Annotated in this window: 12 protein-coding genes and 2 pseudogenes; 6 read left to right on the top strand and 8 right to left on the bottom strand. The window is 65.7% G+C overall.

What is annotated here, in order from left to right:
* Positions 1-34: 34 nt before the first annotated feature.
* The 5 genes from Q0627_RS13590 to Q0627_RS13570 all read right to left on the bottom strand — a co-directional run bounded on the left by Q0627_RS13590 (position 35) and on the right by Q0627_RS13570 (position 5,991).
* Positions 35-1,306, bottom strand: coding sequence for a bifunctional 3,4-dihydroxy-2-butanone-4-phosphate synthase/GTP cyclohydrolase II (locus Q0627_RS13590; protein ID WP_291011302.1), 1,272 nt, complete (start codon positions 1,304-1,306; stop codon positions 35-37).
* Positions 1,307-1,409: 103 nt separating this feature from the next.
* The gene (locus Q0627_RS13585) at positions 1,410-2,501 is read right to left on the bottom strand and encodes an LLM class flavin-dependent oxidoreductase (protein WP_298810668.1); all 1,092 of its coding nucleotides are present in this window, start codon (positions 2,499-2,501) and stop codon (positions 1,410-1,412) included.
* Positions 2,502-2,778: 277 nt separating this feature from the next.
* A complete protein-coding gene (locus Q0627_RS13580; RefSeq protein WP_298810666.1) occupies positions 2,779-3,510 on the bottom strand; it encodes an SDR family oxidoreductase in 732 nt (243 codons plus the stop codon).
* Positions 3,507-4,304, bottom strand: a complete 798-nt coding sequence (locus tag Q0627_RS13575) for an alpha/beta fold hydrolase (protein WP_298810663.1) — start codon at positions 4,302-4,304, stop codon at positions 3,507-3,509. The genes Q0627_RS13580 and Q0627_RS13575 overlap by 4 nt, the downstream gene beginning before the upstream one ends.
* 91 nt (positions 4,305-4,395) lie before the next feature.
* The gene (locus Q0627_RS13570; protein WP_298810661.1) at positions 4,396-5,991 is read right to left on the bottom strand and encodes a long-chain-fatty-acid--CoA ligase; all 1,596 of its coding nucleotides are present in this window, start codon (positions 5,989-5,991) and stop codon (positions 4,396-4,398) included.
* A gap of 155 nt (positions 5,992-6,146) precedes the next feature.
* Here Q0627_RS13570 and Q0627_RS13565 point away from each other — a divergent pair, with 155 nt between their 5' ends.
* On the top strand, positions 6,147-7,199 hold the full coding sequence (locus Q0627_RS13565) for an LLM class flavin-dependent oxidoreductase (RefSeq protein ID WP_298810658.1): 1,053 nt from the start codon (positions 6,147-6,149) through the stop codon (positions 7,197-7,199).
* On the opposite strand, the gene Q0627_RS13560 is transcribed toward Q0627_RS13565, so the two are convergent.
* A complete protein-coding gene (locus tag Q0627_RS13560) occupies positions 7,183-7,371 on the bottom strand; it encodes a hypothetical protein (protein WP_298810781.1) in 189 nt (62 codons plus the stop codon). The two genes, Q0627_RS13565 and Q0627_RS13560, sit on opposite strands and share 17 nt — an antisense overlap.
* Between Q0627_RS13560 and Q0627_RS13555 the strand changes: the two are divergent.
* From Q0627_RS13555 to Q0627_RS13545, 3 genes and pseudogenes are all read left to right on the top strand, one after another.
* Positions 7,367-7,594: pseudogene (locus Q0627_RS13555) on the top strand (fatty acid--CoA ligase); the annotation flags it as partial. The gene Q0627_RS13560 and the pseudogene Q0627_RS13555 overlap by 5 nt on opposite strands.
* A 48-nt stretch (positions 7,595-7,642) precedes the next feature.
* A pseudogene (locus Q0627_RS13550) lies at positions 7,643-9,112 on the top strand (flavin-containing monooxygenase).
* Positions 9,113-9,143: 31 nt separating this feature from the next.
* Positions 9,144-9,344 carry a hypothetical protein gene (locus Q0627_RS13545; RefSeq protein WP_291011287.1) on the top strand — a complete coding sequence of 67 codons (201 nt, stop codon included), beginning with the start codon at positions 9,144-9,146 and terminating at the stop codon, positions 9,342-9,344.
* A 6-nt stretch (positions 9,345-9,350) separates the two neighbouring features.
* Here Q0627_RS13545 and Q0627_RS13540 read toward each other — a convergent pair whose 3' ends face one another.
* Positions 9,351-9,923 carry a hypothetical protein gene (locus tag Q0627_RS13540; RefSeq protein ID WP_291011285.1) on the bottom strand — a complete coding sequence of 191 codons (573 nt, stop codon included), beginning with the start codon at positions 9,921-9,923 and terminating at the stop codon, positions 9,351-9,353.
* A gap of 92 nt (positions 9,924-10,015) precedes the next feature.
* On the opposite strand from Q0627_RS13540, the gene Q0627_RS13535 reads away from it, so the two are divergent.
* Entirely contained in the window at positions 10,016-11,392 is a 1,377-nt protein-coding gene (locus Q0627_RS13535) for a chloride channel protein (protein WP_291011283.1), read from the top strand.
* A 256-nt stretch (positions 11,393-11,648) separates the two neighbouring features.
* On the opposite strand, the gene Q0627_RS13530 is transcribed toward Q0627_RS13535, so the two are convergent.
* Complete coding sequence (locus tag Q0627_RS13530) at positions 11,649-12,500, bottom strand: sugar phosphate isomerase/epimerase family protein (protein WP_291011281.1); 852 nt, start codon at positions 12,498-12,500, stop codon at positions 11,649-11,651.
* Positions 12,501-12,704: 204 nt separating this feature from the next.
* Here Q0627_RS13530 and Q0627_RS13525 point away from each other — a divergent pair, with 204 nt between their 5' ends.
* Complete coding sequence (locus tag Q0627_RS13525; protein WP_291011279.1) at positions 12,705-13,598, top strand: alpha/beta hydrolase; 894 nt, start codon at positions 12,705-12,707, stop codon at positions 13,596-13,598.
* Positions 13,599-13,654: the final 56 nt, after the last annotated feature.

The following is a 13,654-nucleotide window of genomic DNA, read 5'->3' as shown; positions in this document are numbered from 1 at the left end:
CGTCAACCATCACATTCGCCACATGCGCGGTATGTCAACCCTCGCACGCCGGGCTGATCTCCGGATCGTCGGCGAGAAGGTGCCCCATCCGGTCGCGCTTGGTGCGCAGATACCGCACGTTGTACGGCGTGACCTTCGACGGCAGTCCCACCCGTCCGACGATGTCGAGTTCGTAGCCGTCAAGACCGCCGAACTTCGCCGGGTTGTTGGTGATCAGCCGCAACCGCCGGACACCCAGATCGGCGAGGATCGCCGCCCCAACGCCGTAGCTGCGCGAATCGACCGGCTGCCCGAGGGCGGTGTTGGCGTCGACGGTGTCCAGCCCGTCTTCTTGCAGGGCGTAGGCACGGATCTTGTGGGCCAGCCCGATGCCGCGGCCCTCGTGCCCACGGAGGTAGACCACTACGCCGCAGCCTTCATCGGCGACCGCACGCAACGCCTGTTCGAGCTGATAGCCGCAGTCGCAGCGCAACGATCCGATGATGTCGCCGGTGAGGCATTCGCTGTGCACCCGCACCAGGGCACCGTCACGGCCGCGCCCGGCGGCTGCCACATCACCGAGGACCAGCGCGAGGTGTTCGATGCCGTCGACGCCGCTCCGGTAGACAACGGCGTCGAAATGCCCGAACTCGGTAGGCATGCTTGCCTCGGCAACTCGCTGGACCACTGATTCAGAGGTACCTCGATAGCGCATGAGATCGGCGATCCGCAGCACCGGAAGACCATGTGCACCGGCCCAATCAAGGAGATCCCGGCCGCTGCGCATCGATCCGTCGTCGGCGACTATCTCACTGATCACGCCCACCTCACCGGCTCCGGCGAGCCGCACCAGGTCGACGGCCGCCTCGGTGTGTCCGGCGCGGGTGAGCACACCGCCCTCGCGGGCACGCAGCGGAAACACATGGCCCGGTCGGCGCAGGTCGGCCCGCCTGGTCGACGGATCGGCCAGCGCACGCAGGGTCAGTGTGCGGTCGACGGCCGACACCCCGGTGCTCACGTCGCGGTGGTCGACAGTGACGGTGAACGCGGTGCCGTGGCTGTCGGTGTTGTGCTCGACCATCTGCGGCAGGTCGAGCGCTGCCGCACGGTCGGCGGTCATCGGGGCACAGATGATGCCGGTGGTGTGGCGGACCATGAACGCCAGCTGTTCGCTGTCCATCAGGCCGGCCGCGCCGATGAGGTCGCCCTCGTTCTCGCGGTCGGCATCGTCGATGACGACGGCGAAGCCGCCGGCGGCAATGGCCGCCACCGCGTCGTCGACGGCCTGAACGTACGGCACTGTCATCGTTGTGGTGTTCTCGCTCATGTCGCCTTCTTCGTGTCCGGTGGGGGGGTGTCGCCGGTTGACGATCGGGGTGCCGACGGCCGGCACCCCGATCGAACTCCGGCCTTTCGTGCCTGCCGGGCGATCAGACCTCGGCGGGCACCTTGTCCGTCATCTTGTGCACTTCCGGGATCACCTTCTCGCCGAACAGTTTCAGGCTCTTCTCCGCCTCGGCCAGCGGCAGGCCACCGAAGGAGAATGCGGCGTTCGGGAGGAAGTCGCCGATCATCTCGTGGCGGTAGGCGTACTTCTCGATGATCTGCTGCGGGGTGCCGTAGATGTTGGCCTCGACATAGGCGTCGGCGGCCGCTTCCATTCCGGCCTCCCGGATCATGTCGGCCCCGGCCTGGTAGGTCTCGTAGCCCTTGGTCTCGCGCCAGTGCTTGCCGGCGAAGTCGTAATGCTTGATGACCGACAGGAAGTACCGGTTGATGTGCGCATAGGCCAGGCGGCGGGCCTCTTCCTCGTCCTCGTGACAGATCACGAAGTCCTGGATGACCGGCGGTCCGGGCTCGGTATGGTGCGCATCCCGGAAGTGCTGCTTCCAGGTGTTGATGATCTCGGCATGCTTCTCGAAGGGGAACTGCATGAACGTCATCATCTGTAGCCCCATCTGGGCGATGATCGGGACGGTGTCCGGCGACATCGCGGCGCCGAAGAGCCTTCCCTCCCAGCTCACACCCGCACTGGGTGCGGGACGGCAGACCGCGCGCTTCTGCGGATACATCGGGCCGTCGCCCTCGACGACACCCGACTGCACACCGGCCATTACCATCGGTGCGGCCTCGTTGAAGCGGTCGCGGGCTTCTTCCATCGGGATTCCGAAGGTCTCGTACTCCATTTTCGCCAGACCCCGGCCGAGTCCGAGAAGTGTACGGCCACCGGAGATCTGATCGAGCATGATGGCCTTCTCGACCACGCGCAGCGGACTGTTCCACGGCAGGATCGCCGCACCGATGCCCAGCTTCACCCGGGAGGTCTTCCCGGCCAGATAACTGAGGATGGCGAAGTTGTCGGGGCACATCGAGTAATCATCGAAGTGATGCTCGGCCGACCAGACCGAGTCGAATCCGGCCTCCTCGGCCAGGATCCCGAGCTTGAGGTCATGAGTGAAGACCTCCTCGTCGGTGACATTCTCGTGATAGTTCTGGAAAACCAGAAGGACGCCCATGTCCATGGTTATCTCCTTACCTCTCGGTCCGAGAGTTGTTGTGGTGGTGATTGTTCGGATAGTTGCCGGTCTCAGCCCAGGAAGATCGCGCGGGTGTGTTCGGTGTCGAGATACTCTTTGATCGTCTCGCCGTGTTCTGTTGTTCGAGAGTAGGATTCGATATTTGTTGTTGCCATTGGGAACTCCTGTACTGTCCTCGGGTCGATACCATCGACGGTATGGGTTGATGTGTTCCAGGTCACCTGACTCACCCAACCGCTGTTGGAGGTTGCCACAAGCGATTTCAGCGGCCCGGACCGATGAACGAGTTGAGCAGCCCACCGTCGACGGGCACGGTGGCGCCGTACATGTAAGTGGCACCGGCGACATCGACGATGACCTGCGCGATCTCGGAGGCCTCGCCGATCCGGCCGGCCGGGATCGAGGCGACGATCTTCTCCCGTGCCCGGCCCGAGAGGGTCGAGGTCATGTCGGTATCCACGAAACCGGGTACGACCAGGTTTACGCGGATGTTCCGCGGGGCGAGTTCGGCAGCGAGCACCTGCGTCATTCCTGACAGACCCGCCTTGGCCGAACCATAGGCGACGTCGCCGGGAAATCCGCGAAAACCCACCACCGCACCCACATTGACGATCGCACCGCCGGGTTCGAGGATCGGTACCGTCGCGCGCGAGGTCTCGAAAGCGCCGGTGAGATTTGTGCGCAACACCAAATCCCAATCCACGCGGCTCAGGTCGGTGACCCGCCCACCCCGGTGCACCCCGGCCACATTCACCAAGGCGTATACGGAGCCGTATTCCTCGGCGACGGCCCGGATCGCACGAGCAACCGAATCACCTTCGGTGACATCGGTTTTGATCTCCATGACCTGACGGGGCCGGCTGAACTCGAGACTACTGACACCGCGTGAGAGCGACACCACACGATCACCACGGGCGATCACCCGCTCGACCACGGCCCGACCTATCCCACGGGAGCCGCCGGTGATGATCCAGGTTTTCGGTTGTGTGCTCATACCCGCAGGAATCCCGTCAGCTCGGAGAGGTATCGGTCACGGTCCTCCAGGAACGGAGCGTGACCGACACCGGGGAACTCGACGAGGGTGGCGCTCTTGGCCAGGTCCACCGCCGCCTGTGCACCACTCAGCGGTACGAATGCGTCCTCGGTGCCGTGCAGCGACAGGATCGGGACGTCGATGGCGGCGAGTTCGGCACGTAGGTCCATATGGGACAGGTCGCGCAGGGATTCGTCGCCACGAGGTCCCATCTCCATGAACATGCCCCAGATCCAGTTGAGGGTGTCATCGGAGGGCGCCTTCGCGCAGACCGCGGCGGCAACGCCCCGGAAGGTGTCCGCGCGATTGGCGGCAGCGGCGGCGAGAACCTCGGCGACACCCTCCACTGTGCCGCCGTGGTCCCAGCCGTCGGCAACGGTGTACCGCGGTGACGCCCCGCCGGTCAGCACCAGACCGCCCGCCCGATCGCCGAGTGCGGCAACGGCCGCGGTGGCCACGCCGCCACCGAGCGACCAGCCGTTGATCACCGGCCGGTCCAGACCCAGGTGGTCGACCAGCTTGACCACGTCGCCGGCGAGCGCGTCGATCGAGACGTCGTCGAAGTCCTTGTCGGAGCGTCCACAGGCGCGCAGGTCCAGGCTGACCACCTCGTGGCCTGCGGCCGACAACGCGGGCGCGGTGGTGTCCCAGCAACGTGTACACGCACCCCAGCCGTGGACGAGCACGACCGGCCTGCCCTCACCCGCATGGTGCTCGAAGTAGATGCTGCGGTCCTGTTCGGTGGCGAGATACATGGAAAACTCCTTAATCGCGGTAATGGCGGACGTCTGTTGTTTCACACCCTGTGTGTCACCCTAGGAAGGTGCCGGCGACGCGAGAACCAGCTCACGAGCGGCTCGTTGGAGGATCCGACAAGGCGGTGTCATCGGCGAGGTCCTCGACGGCCCTGCCGCGCAGGGACCGTTTGTCGAGCTTGCCGACGCTGGTGCGGGGCAGCGCGTCGACAATGACGAAACGCTCAGGCATCCACCAGCGCGGGACGGTGCCGGCGAGGTGGGCGCGTACCTTGTCGAGATCGATACCGTCACCCACCAGGTAGGCCACCGGACGTTCCTGCCAGCGGGGGTGAGGTGCGGCCACGACCGCGGCGTCGACCACACCGGGGCTGGACAGAAGAGCACTCTCCAGGGCGACGGAGCTGATCCATTCTCCCCCGGACTTGATGAGATCCTTTGCGCGGTCCACTATTTCCAAGTATCCGCGGTCGTCGATCACACCGATGTCGCCGGTGCGGAGCCAACCGTCCACGAATGCCTCGGGGTGGGGATCGCGGAAGTATTCAGTGGCCACCCACGGGCCGCGGATGAGGACCTCGCCGCTGGTCATACCGTCGTGCGGGGCGTCGGTGCCGTCGTCGGCGAGGAGCCGCCACTGCAATCCGGGCAGCAACCTGCCCTGTTTCCGGATGTACCTGATACGCGAGTCGAGGTCGTCGTCGGCGGCTGCCGGTGGGCGGGCGAACGTCGCCATCGGCGAGATCTCGGTCATCCCCCAGCCCTGGAACACCGGGACGCCGAGCGCGTCGAGAGCGCGGATGAGTTCGGCCGGCGGCGGTGAGCCACCCAGAACGAGGGCCCGCAGGGACGACAGATCCAGTCCGCTGCTGCGGGCGTGCGCGACCAGGTCAGCGGCGACGGTGGGCACCATGCCGGTGTAGGTGATGCGGTGCCGGTCGATGAGAGTCGCGATGGCGGCGGGGGTGGGATGCGGGCCGGGCAGCACCAGGTCGGCCCCGGTCATCAAGGCGGCGAAGGGAACTCCCCAGGCGTTGGCGTGGAACATCGGCACCACCACGAGCGCCCTGTCGCGTTCGCTGACCGCGTGTCCGTCGGCCAGGCCCGCGACCATCGTGTGCAGGTACAGCGATCGGTGGGCATAGCCGACGCCCTTGGGCGCCCCGGTGGTGCCGGAGGTGTAACACAGTGCCGCCAAATCGGTTTCGGCACGCGGAACCGGCTCGACGAGTGGTTCGTGGGTGGCGATGAGGTTTTCGTAACCGTCGTCGATGAGCTGGATCGGCATCGACGGCCGGCGGCGCTTCACGGCGGCCAGCAGGTGTTCCAGCGACGGGTCGGCAAAGATCATCGTGTCGTCGGCGTGGTCGACGATGTAGTCGATCTCGTCGGGTTCGAGCCGAAGGTTGATGGTGTGCAGAACCGCCCCGGCCAGTGGGACCGCCAGGTACAGCTCCAGGTGCCGGTGATGATTCCAGGCAAGCGTTCCGACCCGATCACCCGGCCGCACACCGGCCGCGACAAGCGCCGAAGCCAGCCGAGCCACCCGATCGGCGTACGTCCGGTAGTCGTACCGCAGCGTCTCGGTGCCGTCGACATGGTCGATGACCTGCTTGTCCCCGAACATATCTCGGGCGCGGGCCAGAAAATCGGTGATGACCAGCCGGTGGTTCTGCACTGTGCTCACTCGATCACACTCACTCTCATCGCGGCCGGGTCGGTAGAGCTGCCGACTTCGCGGCTTGTGGCAATCTCCAAACGATCCGGACCGGCGCCCTTGGCTTCGCCACACCCCCGACGCATAGTTCGGGGCACCGATTGTGAGCCGTCATAGGAGGAACAATGCACACACCGGACCTGAACTTCGGGCTTTGGTACGACTTCCGCAATCCCGCGTCCACCGGATCCGCCCGGGGTTTCGGTGATTTCTACCGCGAGGCGCTCGACCAGATCACCTGGGCCGAGTCGATCGGGATCGATTCGGTGTGGCTGACCGAACACCACTTCATGGAGGATGGCTACACACCGTCGCCGATGGTCCTGTGCTCGGCGATCGGTACCCGCACCACCACGATGAAGATCGGCACCAACCTGATCGTCTCGCCGCTGCACAATCCGCTGCGCCTGGCCGAGGATTCCACGACGCTGTCATTGATGACCGGCGGCCGATTCGCGCTCGGCGTCGGCCAGGGATATTGGAAGCCGGAGTTCGAGGCCTTCGATCGCCGGATCATCAACCGCCCCAGCCTCCTTGAAGAAGGCGTCGAGATCATCCGCCGGTGCTGGACCGGCTCCGCAGAACCCTTCGAAGGCAAACGCCTGCGCAAACCGGCACTACCGATCACCCCCGTTCCCGAGACGGTTCCCGACCTGCTCGTCGGTGCCATGGCGCCACCGGCGATCGAACGTGCCGCGCGTATCGGCGACGGTTTCCTCAGTACACAGAACGCTCATCACGAGGAGTATCTGGCCGCGCTCGAACGGGTCGGCAAGCCGCGGGATGCGGGCCGGATCTTCGCAGGCCAGTGGGCGATCATCGCCGACGACCCGGAACGCGAATGGGCCCGGATCGGCCGGCACGCCCTGTACCAGATCAACAAGTACATCGAGATGGGCGCGTTCGGCGACGTTCCCCAGTTCACCGATCCGGGCCAGCTGATCGAAGCCGGTTCCTACACCCTCTGGGACGTCGGGACCGCCGTCGACGAGATCACCGAATTGGTTCATCGCACACCGCAGATCAAGGACGTGCACTTCTGGGCCCAGCTCCCCGGCGAGACCGTGGACAGCGGCAGTGCCCGGATCGAATTGCTCGCCGAACAGGTCGCACCGGCCGTGCGCGAACGCCTGTCCGGCACCGGTGCTCCCGCCGAGGCGATCAGTGCGGTCCGATAACCGGGGCGGATGTGGCCGATAATGTCGGGTGGTTGGCCAGGACATTCTCCACCTCGGCGCAGTAGATGTTCTCGCCGCCGGAGATGATCATGTCCTTGACCCGGTCGACGACGTAGACGAAACCTTCGTCGTCGACACAATTATTGAAGCAATCCGACGACGGTGCGTCCATCGGCGAGTTCGAACTGCGCGGCCCGTGGGTCGCCGGCAGTTATCTCGGCGGTGAGGGCGCGGACAAGTTCGACAACGGCTGGCTCCGCACCGGCGACTTGGGCACCCTCGACGACCAAGGCTTCGTGCGACTCACCGACCGCGCCAAGGACATCATCAAGTCCGGCGGCGAATGGATCTCCTCGGTCGATCTGGAGAACGTCCTGCACGAACACCCGGACATCAGGTATGCGGAGTGCATTTCGGGGCCGACTGGGACACAATGACGCACCATGGAAATCTCTGCTGTGCAAGCCTCTGATGCCGAAATCTTTGACGTGCTGATCGTCGGTGCCGGGCTGTCCGGCATCGACGCCGCGTACCGCCTGCGCGAGAAGAACCCCGGCCTGAAGTATGTGATCCTGGAGAACTGAGAACGGATCGGCGGGACGTGGGACCTGTTCGCCTATCCAGGTGTCCGCAGCGACTCCGACGTCTTCACGCTCAGCTTCCCGTGGAATCCGTGGAAGGGTGACCAGATGATCGCCGAAGGACACGAGATCCGTCAGTACCTCGAGGACTCGGCCCGCGACTTCGGCATCATGCCCCACATCCGGTTCGGTACCGAGGTGCTGGCCGCGAACTTCGACACCACCACCGACCTGTGGACCGTCGACGTCCGCACCGACGGTGAACCGGCCACCTATCAGGCGCGGTTCCTCTACGGCTGCACCGGCTACTACCGCTACGACACCGGCTACCTGCCAGAGTTCCCCGGCGTCGACGACTACACCGGAACGCTGGTGCACCCGCAGTTCTGGCCGGCCGACCTCGACTACGCCGGCAAGAAGGTGGTGGTGGTGATCGGCAGCGGCGCCACCGCGATCACCCTCATCCCGTCGATGGCGCCGACCGCCGGGCACGTGACGATGCTGCAGCGCTCGCCCACCTACCTGTTCCCGTACCCGTGGCGGGATCCGATGACCACCCTGTTGCAGAAGGCGTTGCCCAGCCAGTGGTCGCACGACATCACCCGCTACCGGAACATGCTGATCACGCTGGGCATCTTCCTGTTCTGCCGGGGCTTCCCGAAGGCCTCGCGCCGGCTCCTGCGGTGGATCGCCAAACGCAACCTGCCTGCCGGTTACCCGGTGGACACCCACTTCAAACCCGCCTACCAGCCGTGGGATCAGCGGCTCTGCATCATCCCCGCCGCCGACTTCTACAAGACGGTCGCCGACGGATCGGCCGAGGTCGTCACCGACACCATCGACACGTTCACCCCGACCGGCATCGCCCTCACCTCGGGGCGGAAACTGGACGCCGACATCGTCGTCACCGCCACCGGTCTGGAACTGATCGCGTTCGGCGGCATCGACCTGAGCATCGACGGCGAGATCGTCGAGCCGGGTGAGAGGTACGCCTACCGCGGCTACATGCTCAACGACGTCCCGAACTTCGCGTGGTCGGTGGGCTACACGAACGCCTCGTGGACACTGCGGGTGGATCTGACCAGCAAGGCTGTCGCCGACCTGATCGCGCACATGCGCGAGCACGGTTACACGCGCGCCTACCCCACCCTCGACGGCGCCACACCGACGCCGCACGGACTGCTCGAACTCGACTCCGGCTATCTGCGCCGGTCCGGTTCCCGCCTGCCCAAGTCCGCCGACACCGCCCCCTGGCAGGTCCGCCACAACGCCATCACCGACGCCATAGACGCCCGCCGCTACGACGTGGCCGAGGCGATGGTGTTCGCCTGAGCGTTCCCGCGTCCAGGCATACGATCTGGGGGTGGAGAGTCCGGGTGATCCTGTCGAGGTGTTGCGGCGGTGGAGTGATGTCGGGGGTGTGTGGCGCGTAGGTGGGCGCCGGGGCGACACCCTGATCGTCGGGCTGTACCGGTGCGACGGCGGCGAAGAGGTCGACCGTCTGGTCTCCTCGGACCCGGCACTGCTGCGTTACGTCGGTGACCGCACCGACAGCGAATCATGATCGGTACTAACGCAATTCGTCGATCTCGCGCGCAATATTCGCCCGCGCCATCGTCTCCCAGCGCTCGTGTGCCGGTTCGGACACGAAAATAGCTGGGCGGTCAAGAAACTCGACGAGCAACTCACGCCGTTTGGTACGGAAGATCTCGGCCGGTACCTGACTGAACTCGGCCCGGATGTTCCCCGCGTACTCGTCGTAACGATCGGCGTCGGCACCCAGGACGGCGAAGTCGGCATCGGATAGCGCGACACCGTTGCGGTCATCGGTATCGGGCTCGTGCGTCTTCGTCAGCTCAACGAGGCGAGCCACCTCGTCCCGGTCGGGGTCGTCGGCGAGGAGGTCACGTGCCAGGTCGGCGGAGTCCTCCTCGTTGGTCGCGCTGAAGGGCTCGTAGACGGCGTCATGAAACCACGCGGCCAGCACCACCGGACGTACATCGAACTCGACGCCGGCCTCCCGCAACGTGCCGAGTGCGGCGAGCACCTCGTCCAGATGTCGCCGATTGTGATGGTGCCGGTGCGGTTCGTTCCATCGCCCGGTGAGATCGGCCCTGATGTCCTGCCGGATGTGGATGTCCATTCACGAATGCTAGCTACGAAACGGCAGTGGAATCATCGGTTGAAGCGGTGTTTATCAACTCACATGGTGGAGTCCGCCATTACGCTCAGCCGATGGACAGTCGTGCCGGGCGACCGGCGTATGCGCGAGTCGCCGCCGAGGCCGTTGCCGGTGGGATACTCGGCGGATTGGTCGCGTCGGTGCTGGTCGTCGCGGTCACCAGCACAATCAAGGCGATCCTCGCCTGGATCACGGACCAGGATTCCTGGGTGATGCTGACGGCCCCGTTTCTCGGGGTCGTCGGAGCGGTGTTGCTGCTGAACCTCGTCGCCGACGGGCGGGCCGCACAACGGGTCGACGGTGCCGGCGCACCTCCCCGGCGATTCAGCGCATGGCTGCGATTCCCGGCCAACGCGGTGCGCGCCGACCTGACTTCCGACGTAGTGCGCACGGCGGGACACGAAGAGGACTTTCCGTCGCGGCTGGCGCCGATCCGGGCGCTGGCGATCATCTCGACCGTCGGACTCGGCGCGCCGATGGGCACCGAATCCCCGGCCGCCCACCTCGGCGTCGCCGCAGGATCGGCGACCGGCAGCGGTGCCCGGCACGCGTGGTTACGCAGACTGGCCCGCCCGGCCGGTGTCGGCGGCGGCGCGGCCGGGGTCGCGGTACTCATGGGATTGCCCCTGGTGGGATTGGTGTTCATCCTCGAACTCGGCCGGCGCAGTCGGGCACCGATCTCGTTGCCGCGAATGCTGGCGGCCACCTGTGGCGCGCTCGCGGGCTGGGCGATCAACACTCTGCTGAAGCTCGACCTGATCAGGCTGATCGTCCCCATGACACCTCCGAACAGCCTGTGGCAGGCCCTGGTGGCCGCGATCCTCGTGGGGGTCGTCGCGGGAGCGGTGTCCTCGGTGACCGGGGCCGCGATCTACCAGGCCCGCGGCTGGCAGGCCGGGTTGGTCACCAAACTGCTGGTCGGCAGTGCTGCGCTGCTCGGTTGCCTGCTCGCCGTCAGCATGATCGCCACCCCCGCGGCGGCCATCGGACCGGGGGCCGGCGCCATCACCTGGGCCGAGTCGGCGCAGGTCTCCGGCGGCGTGCTGCTGCTCGTGGCGATACTCCGGGCCTGCGCGACCACCGCGGCGGTGATGGCCGGGGGATGTGGCGGACTCTTCGTTCCGCTGCTGTCCATCGGTGACCTCTGCGGGCGCGCACTCGCACCGGGGCTCGGCGTCTCTCCCGATCTCGCCGCATCCGCGGGTGCTGCGGGAGGAGTGGCCGGTGGCTACCGGCTTCCGCTCACCGCGTGCGCGATGGTCCTCACCGTCGGTGGTCCGCTTTCGGGGCGACTGACCTGCGCAGCCACAGTGCTGTGTGCGGTGGGCGCGGCGATTCCCGTGAGCTACCTGCTCGACAGGTACGTCCTGCACCGCGCCGTGACATCCGAACCCCCTTCAGCCGCATCCCCGTCAACCGGGAAACACTGACCGGTCGATACCGGCTGCGACCACTGCGGAAGACCAGCTGAACGTCGTCGCCCTGACGAAAACCTTCGCAGGGTCCTCGGATGCCAGATTCACGGTGCGGCCGGCACCGCCTGCCGCAGGCAACTACCGTGCTGGCCCGTCACACCTGGTCCCCGCGACAAGGTACCCTCAGGCACATCTTGCTGTCAGTTCTGGATTCCGGAACCGACAGCAATGTTCGTGGGGGTCTCGCGCACAGTCAGGTTCCGGGCCGGACTCAGTCGATGCGATAGTGCTCCAGGCAGCCACCCAGCGCTTTGGCCGCGCCGAAGGCACCGAGTGCGTCGAGCTCGTCCGAAATCACCTCAAGCGACGCGGGTGCGGACACGCCCATCTCGCCGACCACCCGGAACAGCGCCGGCAGGTCGAACTCGCCCTGCCCCGGCACCCGGCGATTGTGCAGGGTGTCATTGAGGAAGTCGTCGTCCTCGGGGACCATCGTCCCGTCACAGAGTTGCAGCAGGAAGACCTTATCGGCGGGCAGTTCACGCAGCAGCGCCTCATCATTGGCGCCGCGGAAGTGGTGCCAGGCGTCGAGGCAGACGCCGCCGTTTGGACGGTCGGCGTCACGGATGATCCGGGCCGCCACCGAGGCGTCCGGAACGCTGCTCTCCGGGACGAATTCGAGGGCGACCAGCAGGCCGTGCTCGGCGGCGCGGTCACACAGGCCGGCAAAGCGTTCGGCGGCGTCCGGCTCCAGCGGACTGTCGAACGTACCGATGGTCTGCATGTGACGAACACCGAAAGTAGTTGCCATTTCGAAGAACTCGAGCTCGTCCTCGGGCGTCGCATACTTCAGGAACGGGTAGCGCTCCGAACCCCCCGCCCGGCCGCCGACGGCGAATCCGACGAGAACCTCGATCTCGGTGAGCGCGATGCCGTTGTCGTCGAGGATCGCGACCATCTCCCGCGGAGCCATACCTTCGGCCTTGTGCTCGCGATATTGCGCCAAACCCAGGCCGATCGCGTCGAATCCGGCCGCCGCTGCAGCCTCGACCCGTTCCCGGAAGGACTCGGCGGTGCGGATCGACAGGTTGGCCAGGATCCGGTCGGTCACCAGCGCATTCATTGGTCCTCCATATATCACTGATTGATAGCTAGCTCTACTGACTGAGAGTCTCTCCCAAACGGTAGAGCAGAACCGTAGGTGGTGCAAGACCCTTGACATGGATCAATGGCCGGTCCATGATTCATGAACCCATTAGCTGATTGTCACTATCATTTAATGGGAGTGCAGATGAAATCTGTTCCGCCACTAGCGAGAAGAGTCGCCATGCCATTCGAACTCGATCCGAAGTTCTCCCACCACATGATCAACCTGACCGAGGTCCAGTACCACTATGTGAAGGGCGGCGAGGGACCGCCACTGGTCCTGCTGCACGGCTGGGGATCGACCTGGTACATGTGGCGCAAGGTGATGGACGAGCTGGCCGAGCGGTACACCGTGATCGCTCCCGACCTGCGCGGACTCGGTGACTCCGGCGTACGGCAAAAGCCACTCACCGGCTACGACAAGAAGACCGTGGCCGCAGACATCCACGAACTCGTCACCGCGCTCGACCTCGGGCCGGTGCACATCGTCGGCCACGACCACGGAGCGGCCGTCGCGTACGCCTACGCCGCGCAGTTCCGCGACAACACCAAGAGCATCACCTTCACGGATATGGCGCTGATGGGTGTCGCCGGCGACGGTGGCATCGAGAAGTTCATGGACCACCGCGAAGAACTCCGGGAGTGGCACATCTCGTTCCACTCCGCCGACCATGTCGCGGAGATGCTGATCCGTGGGCGTGAGCGAGAATACTTGCGCTACATGTATTACGGCCGGATCTACAACGTCGGCGGCATCACCGACGAGGACATCGACGTCTATGCCGCGTCCTACGCCCGGCCCGGTGGTCTCGGCCTCGAACTCTACCGCGCCTTCTACCAGGACGGCGCTGACAACCGGGAGTTCGCCAAGGAGAAGCTCACCATTCCCGTCCTCGCCATCGGTGGCGCCCAGAGCTGCGGTGAGCTGGCGGGCTCGTCCATGCGGGCGGTCGCCGACGATGTGACCTCGGTGGTCATCCCCGAGTGCGGACACTGGGTCCCCGAAGAGCGCCCGCAAGAGTTCATGGACCTGCTCCAGCCCTTCCTCGACAAGAGCGAGGGCGCCTCGGGATAGGGCGACTGAAAAGGTCGGGGCCTCGTTCTGGACGAGGCCCCGACCTTTTCAGCAGT

It is taken from the genome of uncultured Gordonia sp. (assembly GCF_937858515.1).
In the GTDB taxonomy this organism is placed as follows: Bacteria; Actinomycetota; Actinomycetes; order Mycobacteriales; family Mycobacteriaceae; genus Gordonia.
This window is presented reverse-complemented; position numbering and strand designations above follow the sequence as displayed.

Excerpts from the sequence above, each read along its gene's own strand:
- Q0627_RS13535 (WP_291011283.1), top strand. The coding sequence starts at position 10,016 with ATGGACAGTCGTGCCGGGCGACCGGCGTATGCGCGAGTCGCCGCCGAG.
- Q0627_RS13575 (WP_298810663.1), bottom strand. The coding sequence starts at position 4,304 with ATGTATCTCGCCACCGAACAGGACCGCAGCATCTACTTCGAGCACCAT.
- Q0627_RS13540 (WP_291011285.1), bottom strand. The coding sequence starts at position 9,923 with ATGGACATCCACATCCGGCAGGACATCAGGGCCGATCTCACCGGGCGA.
- Q0627_RS13565 (WP_298810658.1), top strand. The coding sequence starts at position 6,147 with ATGCACACACCGGACCTGAACTTCGGGCTTTGGTACGACTTCCGCAAT.
- Q0627_RS13530 (WP_291011281.1), bottom strand. The coding sequence starts at position 12,500 with ATGAATGCGCTGGTGACCGACCGGATCCTGGCCAACCTGTCGATCCGC.
- Q0627_RS13580 (WP_298810666.1), bottom strand. The coding sequence starts at position 3,510 with ATGAGCACACAACCGAAAACCTGGATCATCACCGGCGGCTCCCGTGGG.
- Q0627_RS13560 (WP_298810781.1), bottom strand. The coding sequence starts at position 7,371 with ATGGACGCACCGTCGTCGGATTGCTTCAATAATTGTGTCGACGACGAA.
- Q0627_RS13525 (WP_291011279.1), top strand. The coding sequence starts at position 12,705 with ATGCCATTCGAACTCGATCCGAAGTTCTCCCACCACATGATCAACCTG.
- Q0627_RS13590 (WP_291011302.1), bottom strand. The coding sequence starts at position 1,306 with ATGAGCGAGAACACCACAACGATGACAGTGCCGTACGTTCAGGCCGTC.
- Q0627_RS13585 (WP_298810668.1), bottom strand. The coding sequence starts at position 2,501 with ATGGACATGGGCGTCCTTCTGGTTTTCCAGAACTATCACGAGAATGTC.